Annotated in this window: 15 protein-coding genes; 8 read left to right on the top strand and 7 right to left on the bottom strand. The window is 40.1% G+C overall.

The annotated features are described in order from the left end of the window. Positions 1 to 332: 332 nt before the first annotated feature. The 5 genes from H6541_13950 to H6541_13930 all read left to right on the top strand — a co-directional run bounded on the left by H6541_13950 (position 333) and on the right by H6541_13930 (position 9,217). Positions 333 to 3,392, top strand: a complete 3,060-nt coding sequence (locus H6541_13950; GenBank protein MCB9016887.1) for a PAS domain S-box protein — start codon at positions 333 to 335, stop codon at positions 3,390 to 3,392. Positions 3,393 to 3,472: 80 nt separating this feature from the next. Beyond that, positions 3,473 to 3,979: a GNAT family N-acetyltransferase gene (locus H6541_13945; GenBank protein MCB9016886.1), complete on the top strand. Its 507-nt coding sequence runs from the start codon at positions 3,473 to 3,475 to the stop codon at positions 3,977 to 3,979. 256 nt (positions 3,980 to 4,235) lie between these two features. After that, entirely contained in the window at positions 4,236 to 4,958 is a 723-nt protein-coding gene (locus H6541_13940) for a hypothetical protein (protein ID MCB9016885.1), read from the top strand. 144 nt (positions 4,959 to 5,102) lie between these two features. Next, positions 5,103 to 6,221, top strand: coding sequence for an alpha/beta hydrolase (locus H6541_13935; GenBank protein ID MCB9016884.1), 1,119 nt, complete (start codon positions 5,103 to 5,105; stop codon positions 6,219 to 6,221). 176 nt (positions 6,222 to 6,397) lie between these two features. Further along, positions 6,398 to 9,217, top strand: a complete 2,820-nt coding sequence (locus H6541_13930; protein ID MCB9016883.1) for a response regulator — start codon at positions 6,398 to 6,400, stop codon at positions 9,215 to 9,217. On the opposite strand, the gene H6541_13925 is transcribed toward H6541_13930, so the two are convergent. From H6541_13925 to H6541_13895, 7 genes are all read right to left on the bottom strand, one after another. Beyond that, the gene (locus H6541_13925; protein ID MCB9016882.1) at positions 9,197 to 10,132 is read right to left on the bottom strand and encodes a ribonuclease Z; all 936 of its coding nucleotides are present in this window, start codon (positions 10,130 to 10,132) and stop codon (positions 9,197 to 9,199) included. The two genes, H6541_13930 and H6541_13925, sit on opposite strands and share 21 nt — an antisense overlap. Before the next feature lie 134 nt (positions 10,133 to 10,266). Continuing rightward, positions 10,267 to 12,282: a 30S ribosomal protein S1 gene (gene rpsA / locus H6541_13920; GenBank protein MCB9016881.1), complete on the bottom strand. Its 2,016-nt coding sequence runs from the start codon at positions 12,280 to 12,282 to the stop codon at positions 10,267 to 10,269. A gap of 361 nt (positions 12,283 to 12,643) precedes the next feature. Next, on the bottom strand, positions 12,644 to 14,566 hold the full coding sequence (gene yidC / locus H6541_13915) for a membrane protein insertase YidC (protein MCB9016880.1): 1,923 nt from the start codon (positions 14,564 to 14,566) through the stop codon (positions 12,644 to 12,646). 151 nt (positions 14,567 to 14,717) lie between these two features. Continuing rightward, positions 14,718 to 16,328, bottom strand: a complete 1,611-nt coding sequence (locus H6541_13910; GenBank protein MCB9016879.1) for a CTP synthase — start codon at positions 16,326 to 16,328, stop codon at positions 14,718 to 14,720. A gap of 318 nt (positions 16,329 to 16,646) precedes the next feature. Next, complete coding sequence (locus tag H6541_13905) at positions 16,647 to 17,060, bottom strand: response regulator (protein ID MCB9016878.1); 414 nt, start codon at positions 17,058 to 17,060, stop codon at positions 16,647 to 16,649. Between the two features lie 188 nt (positions 17,061 to 17,248). After that, positions 17,249 to 18,115: an RNA polymerase sigma factor RpoD/SigA gene (locus tag H6541_13900; GenBank protein MCB9016877.1), complete on the bottom strand. Its 867-nt coding sequence runs from the start codon at positions 18,113 to 18,115 to the stop codon at positions 17,249 to 17,251. Positions 18,116 to 18,290: 175 nt separating this feature from the next. Next, positions 18,291 to 19,754, bottom strand: coding sequence for a Do family serine endopeptidase (locus H6541_13895; GenBank protein ID MCB9016876.1), 1,464 nt, complete (start codon positions 19,752 to 19,754; stop codon positions 18,291 to 18,293). 423 nt (positions 19,755 to 20,177) lie between these two features. Between H6541_13895 and H6541_13890 the strand changes: the two genes are divergently transcribed. The 3 genes from H6541_13890 to mltG are packed head-to-tail and all read left to right on the top strand — an operon-like array spanning position 20,178 to position 22,635. Further along, positions 20,178 to 20,969, top strand: a complete 792-nt coding sequence (locus tag H6541_13890) for a diaminopimelate epimerase (protein MCB9016875.1) — start codon at positions 20,178 to 20,180, stop codon at positions 20,967 to 20,969. Positions 20,970 to 21,025: 56 nt separating this feature from the next. Then, complete coding sequence (locus H6541_13885) at positions 21,026 to 21,544, top strand: GNAT family N-acetyltransferase (protein ID MCB9016874.1); 519 nt, start codon at positions 21,026 to 21,028, stop codon at positions 21,542 to 21,544. A 5-nt stretch (positions 21,545 to 21,549) separates the two neighbouring features. Beyond that, positions 21,550 to 22,635: an endolytic transglycosylase MltG gene (mltG, locus tag H6541_13880; GenBank protein ID MCB9016873.1), complete on the top strand. Its 1,086-nt coding sequence runs from the start codon at positions 21,550 to 21,552 to the stop codon at positions 22,633 to 22,635. Positions 22,636 to 22,762: the final 127 nt, after the last annotated feature.

Below are 22,762 nucleotides of genomic sequence, written 5' to 3'. Positions count from 1 at the left end.
CTGCGAATCGCGGCGTAAAACAGCTAACTATCTCTCGTTTCAGATTGCTGACACATGATAACACAAGGAATGGAACCGGCAAACAAAAAGGGGATAAATAAGCAATCATAACCGTTAAAGTAAAATTCAGATGCGCTCAGAAAAAATCATCTCCTTCACATTTAATAGATTCTTTCTTTTTATATTTGTGAAGTTAACATATAGCTAATCACTCTTATTTGTGTTCACCATTTTACCTTTTAAATCAGCATTTCAACACGCATTTAGATTTAAAATAAGAAAAGTGCCAAATCAATAAATCAAAAATGAATTTTAATTAAACCAAGCCACGAATGAATAAAAGACGTACGATTTTTCTGGCCATTATTTTACTGTATTCATTCGGGCTTAAAGCGCAGGACCAAAAACGCGTTCTTCTGATTAGTTCATACAACTCGGGATTCCCAACGTACTTCCAGCAGATTAACGGTATAAAATCGATATTGGACACTGCCAATACTGTAATTGATGCAGAGTTTATGGACAGCAAAAGATTTATCGACAACAAAACGCACATTTTATTTTATGAAACGCTCAAAAACAAATTATCATTTATAAAAAAATACGATGCAGTGCTCACGGCCGATGACGACGCTTTTAACTTTGCCCTCAGATATCAGGATGAACTCTTTAAAAACACACCCATCGTATTTTTTGGAGTAAATAATACCCTCAAGGCACTTGAGCAAGACCAAAACCCCAATGTTACCGGTGTTATTGAGGCTGTGTCCATGCAGGAAACCATCGGGCTTATGATAAACCTTTTTCCGGAAACCAAAAGTGTTTATTGTATTACCGACAGCACCAGCAGTGGATTATCCGATTTAAAACTATACCGGCAGATAGCCAGGCAAATGACCGGAATTGATTTTAAAGAAATTAATCTTTCGACACTCTCCTATTCAGCATATCAGGAAAAATTAAAAACAATACCATCTAACGTTCCGGTGCTGCTTCTTTCGGCCTATCAGGACGAGATGCACCAGACAATCGAATTTAATGAAACCCTCTCCATTTTAAAAAAGAACCTTCATGCTCCGCTTTTCCATTTATGGGAGCATGGCATGGGCAGTGGAATTTTAGGCGGAAAGTTAATTTCTCACACCATGCAAGGTCAGACAGCAGCAACCATGGTTTATCACATTCTGAAGGGTCAGCCCGTTGCTGCAATGAAAGTGATAAACAAAAGTCCGAATGTTTTTCAGTTTGACTATAACCAGTTAACCAGGTATAAAATACCCATAAAAAAACTCCCGCCGGGCTCAGTCATCATTAATTCTCCCGAAACATTTTTTCATAAATACCAACGTATCATCTTTATCACCACTGCTGCTTTTGGCATTCTTTTCATTTTGATTATATCATTAATTATCAATATTTTAAAAAGAAGAAAAATTGCCCAACAGCTAAAAAAACAAAACGCGAACTTCGCCAGGTTAAACAGTGAATTATTGTTTGCCAAAGGCAAAGCTGAAGAGGGAGAAAAAAAATTCAAACAGCTGTTTTTTGAGCACTCAGCTGTAAAACTTTTAATAGATGCTGAGACAGGACATATATATGATGCCAATCCTGCTGCAATTGCCTTCTATGGTTGGAGCCTTAAACAGCTCACCCAAATGAACATCAGCGACATAAACACACTTACCTCTTATGAGATAAAACATAAAATGAAAGAGGCCCGTGAAACAACGAAAGTACATTTCGAATTCAGACACAGAAAAGCTGATGGAAGTGTCGCAGACGTTGAAGTATTTTCAAGCAAAGTGAACATTTCAGGAAGGCAATACCTTTATTCCATCGTGCACGATGTAAGTGAAAAGAAAATTCACGAGCATAAAATCAGGCTATTAAGCCGCTCAGTTGAGCAAAGCCCTATTGCAATTGTAATTACCGACAAAAAAGGGATAATAGAGTATGTAAACCCTGCATTTACAAAAATTTCAGGTTATACTTTTGATGAAGCCATCGGAAACAATCCGCGTATACTCAAATCGGGCAACCACCCCGTCGACATGTATAAGTCCCTTTGGAATACAATCCTTTCCTCAAAAACCTGGGTGGGTGAAGTGCAAAACAAGAAAAAATCGGGTGAGCATTATTGGGTAAGCCTGGCAATCTCCCCTATTTATAATCATCATGAATTAACCAATTTTGTTGCTGTAAGCGAAGACATTACAGAAAAAAAGAAAATCGTTGAAGATTTAATTATTGAAAAACAAAAAGCAGAAGAAGCGAGCCAGTTAAAAACAGAATTCCTGAACAATATGTCGCATGAAATCCGCACACCGATGAATGGTATTATCGGATTTTCAGAAATGCTGTGTGAAGAAAATATTGATCATGAACAGCGAAAACTGTTTACCGACATTATAGTAAAAAGCAGTTTCCAGCTTTTAAACATTATAGATGACATTCTGGAGATCTCCAGACTTGAAACCCATCAGATTGACATCAGCCTGGAAACTTTCAGCCTGAACACCCTGCTCAAAGAGCTCTGTTTTCTTTTTGAAAAAAGAATAAAGGAAAAAGGCCTTTCCTTAAGTTTTAAAACAGCACTTGATGACAATGCCTCTTATATCACCTCCGACAAAGCCAAAATAACCAGGGTTATCAGTAATCTGATTGAAAACGCACTGAAATTTACAAGTAAGGGATCCATTGAAACAGGCTATGTCATAAAAGATAACCGGGTAAGCCTGTTTGTGAAGGATACAGGTATTGGCATTTCTCCCGGTAACATTGAACGTATATTTGATCGCTTTGCCCAGGAAGAAAAAGAACTGTCGAGAAAATACGGTGGGCTGGGCTTGGGATTAGCCATTTCGAAAGAAAACGCGAAATTATTAAACGGAGACATTACCGTTGAATCTGAAAAAAATGTCGGTTCAACCTTTTATCTCACCATTCCCTATCTCCCGTCCGAAAAGAAGCCAGCCATTCCCGTTTCTGTAATCTCCAAAATCAATAATGAAAGAAATGTAACCATTCTTATTGCCGAAGATGAGGAAATTAACTACCTGTACATTGAAACCCTGCTTACTGAAGGATTCAAATCAAAAATCAAATTATTACGCGCTTTGAACGGCAAAGAAGCCATTGAGACTTGTATGGCAACTTCTGAAATTGATCTTATTTTAATGGACATTAAAATGCCTGTGATCAATGGATTAGAGGCGACAAAAGAAATTAAAAAGCGGTTGCCCGAACTGCCCATTATAGCGCTTACAGCCTATTCTACCGAGTCGGATAAACAACTTGCGCTGAGTGCTGGTTGTAATGCTTTCATCTCGAAACCCATTCATAAAACTGAACTATTTGATTTGTTAAACAAGCATTTGCTCTTTACATCATAAACAAAACCGGGCACTTTAATCTGCACCTGCTCTCTCCGTATGAGATCAATTGTTTTTTTAACTGGTAATGGAATACAAAAATGACTGAAAAGCAAATAAAACTTAGGCCGTTTGCTGACACTGATGCAGAGAGCATTTTTGAATTAGCAAACAATAAAAACATATGGATAAATCTGCGGGATGGATTCCCTCACCCCTACACACTTGCTGATGCCCGAAAATACATAGCATACTGCCTGAGCCTTAACCCTCCAACCTGTTTTGCTATTGAGTATGGTGGTGAACTTGCAGGTTCCATCGGGCTGTTTCCCCAATCAGATGTGTACTCAAAATCAGCTGAAATAGGCTATTGGATTGGAGAACCTTTCTGGAATAAAGGCATCGCAAGCAGAGCCGTTGACATGATCGTTGAATACGGATTTCTGAACCTGGATATTATCCGGATACACACCGGCGTGTTTTCTTATAACATAGCCTCGCAAAAAGTGTTGGAAAAGTGCAGGTTTGTAAAAGAAGCTGTCTTTAAAAATGCCATTTGGAAAGATGGCAGGATTTGCGACGAAATCAGATATGCCAGATTAAAATAACAGACATAACACCTGTTTCGCTGAAAACAAATGGTTAATAGCCACCAAAGGCTTTAAAAATCCTCACGTTTTTGCTTACAATCAACCTCCGGCCTGTTTTAAAATGAAAGCAGCTGACTAACCTCAATAAACTGAATTTCCCGGGCTCAGTCATGCCACTGTTTAAAGGCAACTGTAACTTTACTAAAAAATTCCGTCTAAACAATACAGCTGTTTTCTGCCACAGATTCCAGCCAAATCAGAAACCATTAGACGTATGAAAACGAACCTTTCCAGGATAATAATTCTTGCAGGAGGGCTTATGTTCACCCACCTTCTTTCATCAGCTCAATCTGCCGGCGGCGTTTTTGTATTGGGCGGAATTCACCAATCGCATGAAAAAGCCCAAAAATACACTTATGAAAGAATGGGAGAAATTTATCAACAACTCAAGCCCGATATACTTTGTGTTGAAACCAAACAAAAATATGTTGATGATGCAAGCTTTAAAGAAACCCCGTTTGACTTCAAAAAGTTTATGATTCCCTTAGCGCTGCATGACAGTATCCCCATTTATGGAATTGACTGGTGGGACATAGAAAAAGGGAACAAGTGGCAACAACTGCAACAAAAGGCCATGAATGACACATCACTCCTTCCTGAAATAAGACTGTCAGGCGGGATGTTTTCATTATTGAATGATTATTTTAAAACCCGGGATTTTGCAGAAATTAACTCACCCGGCATCACCCGCCTCTGGAAAGCCAAAAATGAATTTAAATACCATATTTATGCCCAGCATCCTGAGTATAATTTTATTGTGGCATTTGAAAACGAAAGAAATGACCATATTGTGCGGAACATCCTTGAAATTATCAGCGCTAATCCAGGCAAAAAAATACTGGTAGCCATCGGCATTGATCATAAATATTACATTGATAAAGAGCTTGAAAACCAAAATATCAAAGTGTTTCAGACTGATAACCTTGATCAATTTTAAATCTTGCAATCATTCAGAAAAAAACTGACCGACAACATTTCAAACAAAGTAGAACTGTAAATTTTTTTGTAAATTCAGGGCAGAAAGGCCGACAAAGAAAAACGAACCGGGACATTGAAAAAAACCAAAAATCTGGCGAAAAGCATGCTGACATTGCTACTTATCACGATTACGGGCATAGCCCTGCTTATTTTCATCATCTTACTGTACAACAGCCCAGGAAAGCCGGAGCCTTTTACTGATAATAACGGGAAACCTCTGATTGGAAGTCTTTCAGAAAAAACCTTTGTCACTATCGGGGGAATAAGACAAGGAATGATTATCAGGAGTAAAAACATACAAAATCCTGTATTGCTCTATTTACATGGCGGGCCAGCATTCCCCACTTACTTTCTCATTGAAAAATACAAACCCGGTCTGGAGGATTTATTTACGGTTTGTTACTGGGAGCAACGTGGCGGAGGCTTGTCGTACGACCCTTCAATTCCTTTAGAAACAATGACATTTGAGCAGCTCACCTCAGATGCCATTGAAGTTACCCAATATCTTCGCCAGCGGTTTAAAAAGGAAAAAATTTACCTCATGGCTCATTCGGGGGGCACACCTATTGCCATTCAGGCTGCAGCACGGGCCCCGCAATTGTACAACGCTTACATTGCTATGGCGCAAATTACGCAGCAATCTGAATCAGAACGAATGGCTTATCAATATATGCTGGAACAATATACGATAAGAAATAATGAAAAAGCCCTGAACGAACTAAAAAAATACCCTGTAACCGATAACGACACTAGCTTTGTTCCTTTCTTCAAATCACTTATCAGGGATAAATCCATGCACGAACTGGGCATTGGCACTATGCACCATATGAAATCAATTTTCACTGGCGTGTTTTTACCTTCCTGGACCTGCAAAGCATATACTTTGAAAGAAAAATACAACATATGGGTCTCTAAATTCAAATTTGTAAAAAAAGCCCGGTTTAACGACGAACTGTTTGAAATGGACATTCCTCGCATGATTCCTGAGTTAAAAATTCCCGTCTATTTTTTCAGCGGTAAATATGATTTTACTGTAAATATCGGATTATCTGAAAAATACCTGACAACATTAAAAGCACCTTTAAAGGGGTTTTACACATTTGCACATTCAGCACATAGCCCGCTCTTTGAAGAGCCCGTAAAAGTGAAAGAAATTTTTGTCACCGACATACTGCAAGGCAAAAATACCCTGGCCGATAAACCGGAAATAACCAGCGAATAAAAAAAGTGAGTCACCACAACAAATCATTACATATTTTACGACAGCCAATAATGAGTATGTTCACATCTTTCTCATGAATTGTTAAAAAAAAGTAATAACTTAAATAAGGATATTTACATTTATAGATTTATATTTACCCTCAGAAGCTCTCTGAATGACAGATAAACTATAAATGAATGACCTCCAACAGGCTTGAACAACCGGATTCAGTAAAAAACTGTCAGCCTTTTGACGTACAGTTCAATTGGACAAATTACTACCCAACGCCCGCATTAATAGCAGATAAAAGCTTGCAGATAATGCACGTAAATGAGGCGTTCAGCAAATTAACCGGCTATCTGACCGACACTCTGCCTCTTCATTGGCTAAAACAAAACATCAGTCCGGAAATACTTTTCGAACCAGAAGCTCAGGAGTCTTTATCACCCCGGATAATTCCAATCAACACCTTCTTTGGGTTTAGTATTGACTGCTGCGTTTCAGTCAGAATCATTCAGATTCCCGATGAAGAAAATATCCTTTTGTTTTTCTTATCACAGCCTTCAGTCCATCAGGATATACAAAAAGACTTGCAGCCAACCGCCGCCGCTGGCATTAACAACGGCACAAACCAACAGCAGGCTTCTTTCGAAACGCAACTGCGCGCTTATATTTTCAATACGGCCGAATTGCTGATTGAAACAGATCATACCGGCAAAATAACACTGATCAATGAAAACCCCAATCAACCAGCCTTTCTGGTAGATTGGATAAAAAAGGCAACCTCAATCCGCGGGATTTTCAGTGACGATGAAATAGAGATCCAACATGCGGAAACAACTTTAAAAAATCGTCCTGCTGAAGTCCGCAGCAAAGAAATAGCCATTGCCGGAAAAAAGAAAACACTGGAATACCGCCTTATTCAGCCCAATGAAGGCCATACCCTTGTGGCCATTCGCGATATCACCGAAATAAAACAAACAGCTGACGCACTCTCTGAAATTCAGGCAAGGCTTAAGCAAGCCGAAAGGCTCTCATCGGTGGGAAGTTGGGATGTTATTTTTGATGATGTTACCAGAATCAACACATGGCATTTCCCTGATTTACTTGGAATTGGCGAAACAGGATCAGAAATATCAATGGACGATCTCTACCATTTCGAGCTTATCCACAAAGACGACATCGGAGATTACCAAAAGTTTCTGGAAAAAGTTAAAAGCAAAAAACTGACTTCATACAGGTATGATTATCGCATTGTTGATGCCCAAAAATCAACCAGATACATACATACCGAATCAAAACTTGAATACAACTCTGACGGGCATCTTCAGAAATGGTCGGGCACCCTGCAGGATATCACCTATCAAAAAAAAGCGGAAAACCTTCAGGCTGCTGCCTATCAGATTTCACAACTCATGCATTCAGAGCATAACCTCAGCCCGGTAATGCTTGCCATTCATCAGATAATCAACACACTGTTACCTGCACCAAATCTTACCATTGCCCTTACAAATGACAAAGACGGTAAATTAACTTTCCCGTATAGTGTCGACCCAACCAAAAATTCCAACACCAAGGATGCTGATAATGGTCTGATTGGCTATGTGCTCAAGTCAGGTGAACCATTGTTAGTGTCAGCATCGGCCATTGACCTGATGGTTCAGGAAAAAATCATAGGAAAGCCATCAGTCATTCCTGAATCATGGTTAGGTGTTCCGTTAAAAACACATGAACAAGTGGTTGGAGTAATGACAATACAGTCATATTCGCAGGAAGTTATCTATGGTGAAGAAGAGAAAAACATACTGACTTTTGTTTCTGAGCAGGTAGCCCTCTCCATTCTTCGAATCAGGGCAGATGAAGCGCTGATTAAGGCTAAAAACGAAGCAGAGGACTCCAGCAGACTAAAATCTTCACTGCTAGCCAATATGAGCCATGAACTCAGAACACCAATGACGGGCATTCTTGGTTTTTCAGAAATATTAAATGAAGAGCTTGAAGATGACAGGTTGAAGGTAATGGCATCTACCATTTACAAATCGGCTACCCGCTTAATGTCAACGCTCAATTCAATCATGGATCTTTCGGCCATTGAATCTAATATTGACAGCCTTAAAATAATTCCCACAGGAATTAAAACAATATTTCTGCCCCTGTTACGCAATCTGCATACACTTGCCAGTGACAAAGGACTTTATCTGAGAACAGCACTTCCGCCCAATTTATTTGTCATGGCAGATGAAAAACTCCTGAGCCAGATGCTGTTTCATTTACTTGACAATGCCATCAAATTTACAATTGACGGGGGCGTTTCGGTAAGTGCGTTTACCAACGACAGCAACAAAGGGGAGATTATCATCAAAGTTTCTGACACCGGCATTGGTATAGCTGACGAACATCATAAGCTTATCTTTGAGGAATTCAGACAAGTAAGCGAGGGTTTATCACGCACTTTTGAAGGCAGTGGATTAGGGCTTGCCTTGTGTTCAAAAATAGCCCGGCTGATAAAAGCCAGACTATGGGTTGACAGTACACCTGACAAAGGGTCTGACTTTTACATTGCGCTTCCGGCAGCTGTTTCAGAACAAGTTTCAGAACAAACAGAAGCTGCTTCCGGACCATTAAGCACACACCGTTTAAGTCGCGGCCCGGTTCCTGAAGTGTTGATTGTTGAAGACAATGAAATAAACCGCCGGCTTGCAGCTTTATACCTGCGCGAGCTCTGCAACACTGAGATGGCCGAAAACGGATACGTGGCGCTTGAAAAAATGAAGCGGAAAAAGTATGATGCCATATTAATGGACATTAACCTGGGGGCAGGGCCCAATGGCATTTCGGTAGCCAAACAGGTGCGCTTACTCGAAAATTACAAAGACACGCCTATTATTGCGGTTACAGGGTACACCATGCAGGGCGATCGCGAAAAGCTGCTTTCAAACGGCTGTACGCACTATCTGGCCAAACCTTATGATAAGAAAACGTTGCTGAGACTATTTTCAGGAATTCTTTACTCCTGATTTTATCATCACTGTATGCCCTTCTTCAGCCAGAAAACTGTTTGAAAAAACAGCAGTGGCTTCTTCGAGCAATGGCAGCAGGTTTTCATAACGTGCCGAAAAATGGCCTAAAACCAATTGTCCTGCTTCAGCTGCCACTGCAATTTTAGCTGCCTGTTCTGCAGTTGAATGCATCTTTTCAGCGGCAACATTTTCCATATCCTTCATAAATGTGGCTTCATGAAACATCAAATCACACCCTTTAATCAATTGAGCAACTGACTCATGATAGAGTGTATCTGCGCATAAAGCATAAGAACGCGCAGGCGCTGGCTCATGTGTAAGAACGCTGTTGGCTATCACAGTTCCGTCATCTTTCACAAAATCTTTTCCAAGCTTTATACTTTCAAAAGCCTTAACGGGAACATCGTGATACGCAGCAGCCGACAGATTGATGCGTCTGTTCAGTGGCTTTTCAATAAAATAAAATCCGGTGCATGGAATCCGGTGAATCATTGGCAAACTCCTTACTTCCATGAAATGATCTTCATAAACAACACTCTGCCTGTCAGGATCAACTGTATGAAAAAAAAGCGGGTAACGCAGTTCGGTTTTTGACACATCCAACTGCAGCCTGATAACAGATTCAAGAGGTTCAGGCCCATAAATATGCAGGCCGGCAGAACGGCCCATCAAATGGAAAGTTGAAATCAGGCCAATAAGACCATAAAAATGATCGCCATGCAAATGGCTGATAAAAATATGGTTAATTTTCCCGGTCTTAATCTTGTAGTGCTTTAACTGCATCTGAGTTCCTTCACCACAATCAATCAGGAACACATTTCCGGCATAATGGACAACCTGTGCGCTCAGGTTACGATTTTTAGCAGGTATAGCAGCACTAATTCCAAGAAAAGTAACAGAAAAATCTTTCATAGTCATTAAAACAGAAGGAGTAATAACCTAAAAAAAATGGAGTTGTAAAAGTCAATAAAAATACAATACCAGCAAGGACTATAAACGAAAAAATCCCCTTGACGGGGATTTTTTCAATAGACATTCAGCAGGAATTATTCAGCTTTTTTATCTTTTGCAGCTTTTTCAGCTTTTTCTGATTCTTCCATATCTGATTTCAGGTTAGCAAGAGCTTCAAGGTCACCAAGAGTGGTTCTCTCAAGATTATCTTTGAGTTTCTTCACTGCACGTTTGGTTGAATTTTCAGCACTTTCTTTCGCAGTAGACTCTTTGGCGCGCTCAGTTGAAGCTACATCCTGGAAAATACGGCTGTGTGAAAGAATGATTTTCTTGTTATCCTTTGAGAATTCGATAACTTTAAAGTCAAGTGATTCGTCAACTTTAGCCTGTGTGTTATCTTCCTTCACAACATGGCGAAGTGGAGCAAAACCTTCAACACCATAAGGCAGAGCAACTACCATACCTTTATCACTGGCGTTGGTAATGGTTCCTTTGTGTACTGAACCAACAGCAAATACTGACTCAAATACATCCCATGGGTTTTCTTCAAGCTGTTTATGACCCAGGCTTAAACGACGGTTTTCAACATCAACATCAAGAACCACTACATCAATTCTTTCACCAATTTTGGTAAATTCTGCAGGATGTTTGATTTTTTTAGACCAGCTCAGGTCAGAAATGTGGATCAAGCCATCAACGCCTTCTTCGAGTTCAACAAAAATACCGAAGTTGGTAAAGTTGCGAACCGTAGCTACATGTTTAGAATTGAGCGGATATTTATCCCTGATATTTGTCCATGGATCTGGAATCAGTTGTTTGATACCTAAAGACATCTTGCGCTCTTCGCGGTCAAGCGTTAAGATAACAGCTTCAACCTCGTCACCAACTTTCAGGAAGTCCTGAGCAGTGCGCAGATGCTGTGACCATGACATTTCAGAAACGTGGATTAAACCTTCAACGCCAGGAGCGATTTCGATAAATGCACCGTAATCAGCAATAACAACTACGCGGCCTTTAACCTGGTCACCAATTTTAACGGTTTCACTGAGTGAATCCCATGGATGAGGAGTAAGTTGTTTGAGTCCGAGGGCAATACGTTTTTTGTTTTCATCAAAATCAAGAATAACCACCTTGATTTTCTGATCAAGCTGAACAATTTCTTCAGGATGATTGATGCGTCCCCATGAAAGGTCGGTAATGTGAACGAGACCGTCAACACCACCAAGGTCGATAAATACACCGTATGAGGTGATATTTTTAACGGTACCTTCAAGAATCTGACCTTTTTCCAGCTTGCTGATGATATCAGCTTTTTGCTGCTCAAGTTCATCTTCAATAAGGGCTTTGTGAGAAACAACCACGTTTTTGTATTCCTGATTGATTTTCACAACTTTGAATTCCATTACTTTATCAACGTAAACGTCGTAATCACGGATAGGTTTAACGTCAATTTGTGAACCTGGCAAGAATGCTTCAATACCAAATACATCAACGATCAAACCACCTTTTGTACGGCATTTAACATAACCATTGATAATTTCTTCTTTTTCGAAAGCCTGATTTACGCGCTCCCATGAACGGAGGATACGTGCTTTTTTGTGAGAAAGTAAGAGCTGGCCGCCCATATCTTCCTGACTTTCAACATAAACTTCAATCTTGTCGCCAAGTTTCAGATTAGGGTTGTATCTTAGTTCTGACTGAGGAATAACACCATCTGATTTAAAACCAATGTTAACAACAACTTCACGGCTGTTCATGGCTACAACAGTACCATCAATCACTTCGTGCTCAACAATTGAACTTAAAGTTTTGTCGTAAAGGGTTTCAAGTTTAGTGCGCTCATCAGCTGTATAGTTTTCATGCTTTTTTCCGATGGCATCCCAGTCAAAATTCTCGAGTGAGACCTGGGTGATTAATGTAGCTTTCAGTTTTTCAACGGTGGGCTCATCATCATCTTCAATAACTGCAGCTTCTTCAGCAACAGGGGCTTCAACTACCGGGTTGTTAACAACCTCAGCTTTAGCAGTTTCCTGAACCTCATTGGTGGGCTCTTCTGAAACACCCTCTGCATTGGTCAATTCTTCGTTGACGTTTTGTTCGTCGTTTATCATTTAATCATTCTTTGTGGTTTCTTGCGAAACCTGGTTAATACTGTGATAATTACTGGTTTAGTCGGTCAGGATCACCTTTTCAGATAATACAAAGGCGCCGGCCAAACCGGGGTGCAAAGGTAAGCAATTTTCCTAATTATCAAACTTGTAACACATTAATTTTCATTCAATCAACCAGATTTTATTCCGATTTAAATGAATTATCCAAAGAATACCTTAAACTCTTTTATTCTTGTTTTCTGCAGGTAGTGGTTAGCAATCCTCATTGGGCATGCAGCTTTAGTTTAATCTGGATGCCTTTTATGCCAATAATCTGAGCCAAAAAAAAGCCCGGATAAACCGGGCTTTTAACTTTTGTAAACTATTTACGACCTTGATTCTTAGCCATTTCTTCCAGTCTTTTCTGGAAATTTGACTTTTTCACGGGTTTCTTTTTGTTTTCCTGAAGTTGAGCATGAAGCTTATCTTCATTTACAAATCTTCTGATTAAAAACATTTGTGCAAAGGTCATCAGGTTGGCCAAAAGATAATAATAACTCAAGCCTGAAGAATAATCGTTAAAAAAGCCCAGGAACATAATCGGCATCAGATACATCATGGTTTTCATTCCGGGCATCTGATTTCCGGTTGACATCATATCATTGTTTATTTTGGTATAAATAATGGTTGATATGGTCATAAGCAGCGTAAATAAACTCACATGGTCGCCGTAAAAAGGAATATTGAACGGCAAATCGAGTACAGAATCATAACTTGAAAGGTCAGTAGCCCATAAAAATGACTCCTGACGAAGTTCTATGGAAGCAGGGAAAAACCTGAACATTGCCAACAGTATCGGGAATTGCAACAGCATAGGAACACAACCGGCCATCGGATTTACACCGGCCTTTTTATAAAGTGCCATTGTAGCCTGCTGTTTTTTCATGGCATCATCCTTCTTCGGGAATTTGGCTGAAATTTCATCAATTTCGGGCTTCAGCAAACGCATTTTGGCAGAAGAAAGATAGGTTTTGTATGCAATCGGAAGTAAAACTATCTTGAGTAATATTGTCAGAACCAGGATGATAATTCCATAGTTCAAATTAAATCCTTCAAGAAAATTAAATACAGGAATAACAGCAAAACGATTTATCCACTGCATCAGGAAAAAACTCCAACCCAGTGGAATCTGACGTTCGAGATCTAATTTATATTTACGAAGAATATTGTACTTATTCGGTCCAAAATAAAATGACATGTTTAACTGCTTGTCCATTGCCGGGTTAAACGGCAAAGCAAGAGTAGTTTCCATCAATTGCAGATAACCGGTTTCTTTGGCCTGTTCTCCGGTTTTTTTCATATCTGCATTCAAAAACACATCTTCAGCAATTAGGGTTGATGAAAAGAATTGCTGCTTAAATGACACCCATTTCAACCGGGTATTTACATTCTTGCTGTCGTCTTTGGTTTCACTCAAATAATCAACTTCACCGTCGGAATGCCTGTAATAAATTGAAGAATTGATCTTTTCATTCTTAAGACTCTTCTCCTGTCTCAGCTGCCTGGTCATCCACGAGATATTCATCTCTTTGGTGTTAGGAGCTATTATATTTTCCATGCCAACAAAGTTCACACTATAGCCAAGCATATACTTGCTGGCATTGATGGTATAGAGAAACTCAATATAAGAACCCGGAAGTTTCACCGAATCGGATATTCCTGCATAAAGCCGCATGGCAAACTGCAGAGAATCCTCACCTGTAATTTTCATCTCCGTTTGCCCTTCAAAACGCTTATCAGTCCAGGCTGGAGTAAAATAAAGATTGGTAGTATTTACAGGGCGTACATCGGTAAAGAAAGAAAGATTGAAATCTGATGAATCGGGGTTAAAGAGTAGTAAAGGCTTGCCATCGAATGTTTTGTACCCGATAAGTTCAACTTTACTTATACGTCCCCCTTTGCTGTCGAAAGTCAACCTCAGCTTGTCAGTTTCAACAATGTAATTTTGCTGAACTCCGGTTCCTGAAACTGCAAAAGGGCCCAGTTTTTCACCCAGTCCAGATGCTGAGAGAGCAGCCTGACCTGCAGGAGCAAGCGTATCAGCAGCCCTGGCGACTGCAGCCAGTGAATCCTGATTAGCCACAGCAGCTTTCGCTATTTCACTTTCTTTTTGCTGTAAAGCAATGATTGAATCCTGTGCCCTTTGCTGCGCAAGTTTCTGTGCTTCAGAAGGCGCCATCAGATAGGTATAGCCTATCATGATACCAAATATCAGGATTATACCAATTATTGTATTTTTATTCATGGATAAAATTGATGAAATGAAAGATTGTTCAGGTGACAAAATTAAACAAAAGCCACCAATTAGTAATTCATTTTTTAAATATGGCAAATCTGCCATGTAAAAGCACAAAAGTGCAGTCGTGAAACAGGCTGCACTTTTTCATTGAAGAAGATTATTTTTCTCTGAATCTAATGGCAGCTTTTACAAAATGTACAAACAGCGGATGCGGGTTAGCAACCGTACTGCGGTATTCAGGATGAAACTGTATACCTACAAACCATGGGTGATCAGGCAATTCAACAATCTCTACCAGGTTATCCTTCAAATTTATTCCAGAAGTAACCATGCCGGCATTTCTGTATTGCTCCAGATAAGTATTGTTAAATTCATATCTGTGCCTGTGTCTTTCAGTGATGTTTTCCTGCCCGTACACTTCAAATGCCTTGGTATTTTCTGATATATGGCATGGATATGCGCCCAGTCTCATGGTGCCGCCTTTATTGCAGATTGATTTCTGATCTGCCATAATATCAATAACAGGATGAGTGGTTTCAGGCGCCATTTCGGTTGAGTGTGCATCTTTGAATCCAAGAACATTCCGTCCGAACTCAATGACGGCACACTGCATTCCCAAACATATACCAAGGAATGGAATTTTGTTTTCGCGGGCAAATCTGATGGCTTCAATCTTCCCTTCAATTCCACGGTTACCAAATCCCGGAGCAACAAGCAAACCATCAAATCCTTTCAGGATTTCACTGGCTGTTTCAGGGTTGATAGATTCAGAATGAACAGGAGTAACTTTCACCTTGCACTGGTTTGTAGCACCGGCGTGAACAAAAGCCTCATTTATAGACTTATAAGCATCTTTTAACTCAACATATTTACCAATAAGGGCAATAGAAACTTCCTTGCGGGGATGCTTTAACCGATACAAAAACTCCTCCCACTTTTGAAGGTCAGGAGGATTGCCCACCGCCACCCGGGTTTTTTCGAGCACCTCAACATCAAGCTTTTCTTCAAGCATGAGCAAAGGAACATCATATATGCTGTCGGCGTCAATAGATTCAATTACTGCCGTTGGGTTTACATTACAAAAGAGGGCGATTTTATTGCGCAGGTTTTCATTCAGATGTTTTTCAGTGCGACACACAATAATATCGGGCTGAACTCCCTGCTCAAGCAAAGTTTTTACTGAATGCTGGGTAGGTTTGGTTTTTAACTCTCCGGCAGCTGACAAAAATGGGACCAGTGTCAGATGAACAACTACACAATCAGTCCCGATTTCCCATCTCATTTGTCGCACAGCCTCAATGTAAGGCAATGACTCAATATCGCCTACAGTTCCACCTATTTCAGTAATTACAAAATCATACTTACCTTCATTGCCAAGGAGCTTGATACGGCGTTTAATCTCATCAGTAATATGCGGGATAACCTGAACGGTTTCGCCAAGATAATCGCCTCTGCGTTCCTTATCAATCACCGATTGGTAAATACGCCCAGTGGTAACATTATTGGCCTGAGAAGTCGGAACGTTCAGGTATCGTTCGTAATGTCCCAGATCAAGATCGGTTTCAGCGCCGTCTTCTGTTACAAAACATTCCCCGTGTTCGTAAGGATTAAGCGTTCCCGGATCGATGTTAATATAAGGGTCTAGTTTCTGGATGGTTACAGAGAGCCCTCTTGCCTGAAGCAATTTGGCCAGCGAGGCCGAAATAATTCCTTTGCCAAGTGATGATGCAACACCTCCTGTAACAAATACATATTTTGTTGATGCCATTGTTTAAATATTATGTATCAATGCAATTTTAAAAATCGACCCTGTTAAATAAAAAAACAACTATCCCCTTTCCTATACCAGAGGAGGATGGAAGGTTTATTCAATAAAAGTTACCAGTACCATGCTTATTCGTGCAACAAGTGCCGGAGAATGAGACAAACCAAGTATATCTCATAGCTTAATAAACAAGTTCATTCGCAGAAAAAAAAGAATGAACAAAAAAGCATGGCCACAAAAATACAAACCTCCGGCCAATAAGACAGCAGCTTTTGAAAAAAAAATATAAATAAAGTGATGGAAAAATTAAAAGCCAGCAGATCAGCTGACTTTTACACATTTCTTAATCGTTTCGTAAATTTCCTCTTTGTTATAAGGCTTGGAAAGAAAATAATCCATGCCAGCTTCGAAACTTTTCTTTCTGAACGACTCTTCTGAATAGGCAGTAAGGGCGATAATTGGAATATTCATTTTTTTCCGTCTGATTTCAATAGTAGCTTCCCAACCATTCATCTGGGGCATATCAATATCCATCAGAATTACATCATAACTATCTTTAAAACACTCTGAAACTGCTTCAACTCCGTCGGCAACAAGTTTATAGTCCCATCCCATTCTTTTAATTAAAATCTCGATAATCTTCTGATTCAGAACATTATCCTCTGCTATTAATACTTTTATAAGCTTTTCGTCGCTGCCCATAGTCGTTACAAGGTTTTCAGAGGAAGGTTTCATAACATTAATCAAAATAAAGTAATTCTATTGCTTTATCAGAAAAACATTGAAAAGTAATCCCCGATTTCAGAAAAGAAGTAAAAAAATTTTCAACTAATTTCTAAAAAAAATCGCCCACAAAAGTAATAAAAAACAACAGTGCTTTCTATTAAATACAGAAAGCACTGTTGACCAAATAATTAGCAAAATTATTGACCCAAATATGACTTTAACAGTTTGCTTCTTGAAGTATGTTTTAACCGGCGAATGGCTTTTTCTTTGATTTGACGAACTCTTTCGCGCGTCAGGTCAAATTTTGCGCCAATTTCTTCCAGGGTTAAACCATGATTCATCCCAATACCATAATACAGGTTAACGACATCGCGTTCTTTCTCGGTTAAAGTAGCCAAAGAACGTTGAATTTCACGGGCGAGTGACTCACGCATAAGGCCTGCATCAGTTACCGGGGTATCTTCATCAATAAAGATATCGATAAATTTCATATCATCGTCTTCTGACAAAGGTGCATCCATTGAAATGTATCGTGTTGATATTTTCAATGCAGCATCAATTTTATACCCGGGAATCTCAAGCGCTTCCGCAATTTCCTCGGGAGAAGGCGGTCTCTCAAATTTTTGCTCCAATCTGGAAGACTCTTTCTTTATTTTGTTCAGAGAGCCCACCTGGTTCAACGGCAAACGAACAATACGCGACTGTTCGGCAAGGGCCTGCAGAATACTTTGCCTTATCCACCAAACAGCGTAGGAGATGAACTTAAACCCGCGGGTTTCATCAAACCGTTGAGCTGCTTTGATTAAACCAAGATTACCTTCATTGATTAAATCAGGAAGGCTTAATCCCTGGTTTTGATATTGTTTTGCCACAGAAACCACAAAACGGAGGTTGGCTTTACAAAGTTTTTCGAGCGCCTGTTGATCTCCTTGACGAATACGTTGAGCCAGCAGCACCTCTTCTTCGGCACTGATAAGCTCTTCTTTTCCAATATCCTGCAAGTATTTATCAAGCGATGCAGTTTCGCGGTTGGTTATGGATTTTGTTATTTTTAACTGTCTCATGGCTCAGTAGTTTAATGGTGAAAGGTAAAAGAGCAAAACTCTACCCTATTCTGATTATTAACAACACAGCATCGCTAAAGTTCAGTTCTCCTGGCTGAAATTGACCCTTTAATAATGCAACAGAGGGGAGCAACTTAAAGAAGCGCCCCCCTTTAATCATTTATGGATCTGAGTTTTATATTCCAAACCCATAATAAGCGCGGGTTCTGTTCGGGTAAATTCCCTCTATCAGAATGCCGCCCTTTTTCTTACTTTCAATGGCATTGCCCAGGTCTTTCACACTTTTTACGGGTTTGCCATCTATTTGAGTGATAATAAATCCCTGACGTACACCTGCATTCCGAAGTTTACCTTCTCTGATTGAATTTACCTGTACTCCATAATCCAGGTCCAGATCTGATTTTAAATCATCGGAAACCGGAGTCAGATTCGCACCCAGTAATGATTGCACATCAACATCTTCGCGTTTTACAAGACTAAGATTGCCATCCCGGTTTTTGAGTGTAACCTTGAAGTCCATGTCTTTACCATCCCGGCTAACAGCTACATTAATTTTATCGCCGGGTTTATGCTGACCAACCAATTCAAGTAACTCAGAAGTTGAATTAACGGCCACACCTTCAACGTTTAAAATAATATCTCCGGCGCGAATACCTGCATCTTTGGCTGCTCCATTATCAGTAACATCAGCAATATAAACACCTTTAATATCATCTATTCCCTCTTCGGAAGCCAGTTTGCTATCCAGTTCGCGAATACTAACGCCCATAAAACCACGCTGCACCGTACCAAAATCAACCAAATCGCCCACTACCTTCCTCACAATATTTACAGGGATAGCAAAAGAGTAGCCGGCATAATAACCAGTACCGGAGGCTATTGCAGCATTTATTCCAACAAGTTCTCCTCTCGTATTTACAAGAGCTCCGCCGCTATTGCCGCGATTTACGGCTGCATCAGTCTGAATAAACGACTCAATTGAAGAACCATCCGGCGAGCCCAAAATATTGATATTCCTTGCCTTGGCACTCACAATACCCGCTGTAACTGTTGAGGTAAGATTAAAAGGATTACCTACAGCCAGTACCCATTCGCCAATCTGCAGTTCATCAGAATTGCCGTAAACGCAGTAAGGCAAATCTTTGGCATCAATTTTCACTACAGCCAAATCTGTTGAAGGATCGGTTCCTACAATGGTTGCTTCATAAGTGCGCTTATCATTCAGGGTAACTTCCACTTTGTCTGATTCAGCAACTACATGATTATTGGTCACTATATATCCATCAGGACTAATAATTACCCCAGAGCCTGTTGCCACAATTGGAGCAGGACCTCCCTGCTGCCCCCTGTCGCCAAAAAAGTCCCTGAAATCAAAGAAATAATCATAAACACTGCTTTTGCGCTGATATTCAGTCTTGATATGCACAACTGCGTGAATGGTATTATTTGCTGCAACTGTAAAATCGGGCAGCACCATTGGCCCACCTGCCCCGGGCATGCTGGCAAGGTATGCCGGAGTTTGTTGTGTAGTTGAAATGCTGTTTTTGCGATTCTGTTTGTTGCTGATAAGGCCATAAGCTCCAAGAGCAATAATTCCACCTGCAATGGCAATTAACAAACTTCCTGCAATCTTTTTCATAGTTTTTTAGTTTTTTAGAAAAACAAAAGGTCAGTAATCAACACCTCATTTAATCTTTTTTTTCATCAAGGTGTAAACCAAATGTTGGTATGGATTTAAACGCAATTCAAATACCAATGTTACATGCCCCCCTGTTAAAAATTGTTAAGTACTTTGCCATTAAATTCACTACCCTCCGGTTTTATAGCAGCAGCAAGCCTTACATTTTTGATTGTTGCAAGCCGAATGTTCAACTGAAACAAAAGTCTGAAATAGAAAACTTTACGAAATGCATGCTTGCACTCAACCTGGCTTTTAATGTTCTGCTCTTATAAAGTTATGCAGATTACAATATCTTGATATATCCTTACAACATTACAAATTGAAAGTTGTAACTTTGTCCCTGCAGACAATATCTGCCAAATTGTCAACAACCGGAATACTATGACAACATTTCACAAGTTTCATGGCACAGGCAATGATTTTATCATGCTGGATGGCAGACACTTAAAATCAAGCTTAAGCCCACACACCATTGCATCACTTTGTCACAGAAGATTTGGAATTGGAGCTGATGGCCTTATCATTGTCAATACACACCCCGAAACTGATTTTGAAATGACTTACTACAATGCTGATGGCAGCCTGGCAAAAATGTGTGGCAACGGCGCCAGATGCGCAGTGGCTTTCAGTTATATGAACGGACTGACAGGCTCTAAAGTCCGGTTTCTGGCTGGCGACGGCTTTCATACAGCCTGTGTGGAGCAGGTAAACGGGGAAAGTTGGACTGTTGAAATAAGCATGGGCGATACACTTATTCCGGAAGTCAGCCCTTCAGGCACAGAAATCAATACAGGAACACAACATTTGGTTAATATTGTTGAAAATATCGAAATAATTGACACAGTAGCCGAAGGACGCAAAATCAGATATTCTGACAAGTATAAGTCAGAAGGCATCAATGTCAACTGGATGTGTATTGAAAACGATTCAATACAAGTGAGAACTTATGAGCGGGGAGTTGAAGATGAAACACTATCATGTGGCACAGGCGTAACAGCCTGCGCTCTGATTGCATCGTTACTGAAGGGTAAAAATGAATGGAAAATTGAAACGGCGGGAGGAAGTTTAAAAGTTACCAGTGAAACAAATGGCCGTTATTTTACCAATATCCGGCTTTCAGGGCCGGCAGTTATGGCGTACCGCGGCGAGGTCTATATTGCTGAATGCGAATAAAGTATTACCTTTTAAATTAAAATGCGATAAAGACAAACAGCAAACCCCACTGAGAAATGACCGGAAAACTGATTAGCCTGCGAGCACCGGAGCCTGAAGATATAGATGCATTATTTGCATGGGAAAATGACATGGCCGACTGGAGAATGAGCCATACAATTTCGCCTTATTCCAGATTTGCCATTGAACAATATGTACTGAACGCGCATCATGACATTTTTGCTGACAAACAGTTAAGATTGATGATTTCACCTGTAAAAACACCTGACAAACCTGTTGGTGCAATTGACATGTTTGATTTTGATCCGCTTCACAGACGAGCTGCCGTTGGTATCATTGTTCAAAAAAAAGATCGCCGCAAAGGCTTTGCGGCAGAAGCACTGCAATTGCTTATTCAATATAGCTTTAACACACTAAATCTTCATCAGTTGTATTGCCAGATTTCAACAGACAACCCTCCGAGTATTCATCTTTTTACTAAGGCAGGTTTTAAACAAACTGCCATCCGTAAAGAGTGGACATGGACCCGTAACGGGTGGATTGATGAAATTACAATGCAACTCATAAAAGCATAAGCGCTATGCGAGGATACTACCATACGAAGTATTCCGGCAAAAGAAAATCCGGAAACAAGTACCGCCGATTTTTTTTATGGGCAGTGCTGGTGATTATTATTCTTATGACACCTGTAGTCTGGCTGGGTTATAAAGCAGCTTTTGAGCCCAATGTATACACTGCCGGCGCCGAAGAAAGCTATCTTACCATTCCTACCGGCAGTAACTTTGATGATGTAAAAAAGGAGCTGTACCTTCATGGGATGATTATCCACCGAAAATCCTTTGAATGGATTGCCGGCCTGAAGAAATATGATAAAATGATAAAGCCGGGCCGTTACAAACTTACACCTGACATGGGTAGCCTCGAGCTGGTGAACCTTCTCCGATCAGGAAAACAAGCGCCTGTGAAAGTAATTTTTAATAATATAAGAACGCCCGATCAACTTGCCGGACGTATTTCAGGACAAATTGAAGCAGATTCGCTTTCCATTATTAACTTACTGAACGACAGTAGTTATCTTGACTCGCTTGGGGTTACGCGCAACAGTCTTTATACTATCATTATCCCCAATACTTATGAATTTTATTGGAACACCAATGCCAGAAGCTTTATCAACCGCATGAAATCTGAGGCAGATAAATTCTGGAACAGTGATCGTACCAAAAAGCTTGCCTACCTTCATTTAAACAAACACGAAGTTATCACCCTGGCTTCGATTGTAGAAAAAGAAACCAATAAAAACGACGAAAGACCCCGGGTGGCTGGTGTGTATTTGAACAGGCTTGAAAAAGGCTGGCTGCTGGAAGCAGACCCTACCTTGGTTTTTGCCCACGGAAACTTTGAAATGCGGCGTGTACTCAACATACACAAGCAGATTGATTCACCTTATAACACTTACAAATACAAAGGTCTTCCTCCAGGCCCCATTTGTTTACCCTCGGTTTCGTCTATTGATGCCGTTCTTAACCGCGAACAGCATAATTTTATGTTTTTCTGTGCCCGCGAAGATTTCTCAGGTTATCATAACTTTGCCCGGACACTTGAGCAGCATAATCTGAATGCATTCAAATATCAACAGGCACTTAACAGAAGAAACATCTATAAATAATTGCCGGACAAAGCAAACAGACACTCTTTCGGAAACAACATCTGAAGCATTGTAAATGTCAATTCTTCAACAATCAGTATTTCCGATAAAGTTTATCTGATTGGTCAAAACCGGCTTAAATCTGAAA

The organism is Lentimicrobiaceae bacterium (genome assembly GCA_020636745.1).
Classification (GTDB): domain Bacteria; phylum Bacteroidota; class Bacteroidia; order Bacteroidales; family Lentimicrobiaceae; genus Lentimicrobium.
This window is presented reverse-complemented; position numbering and strand designations above follow the sequence as displayed.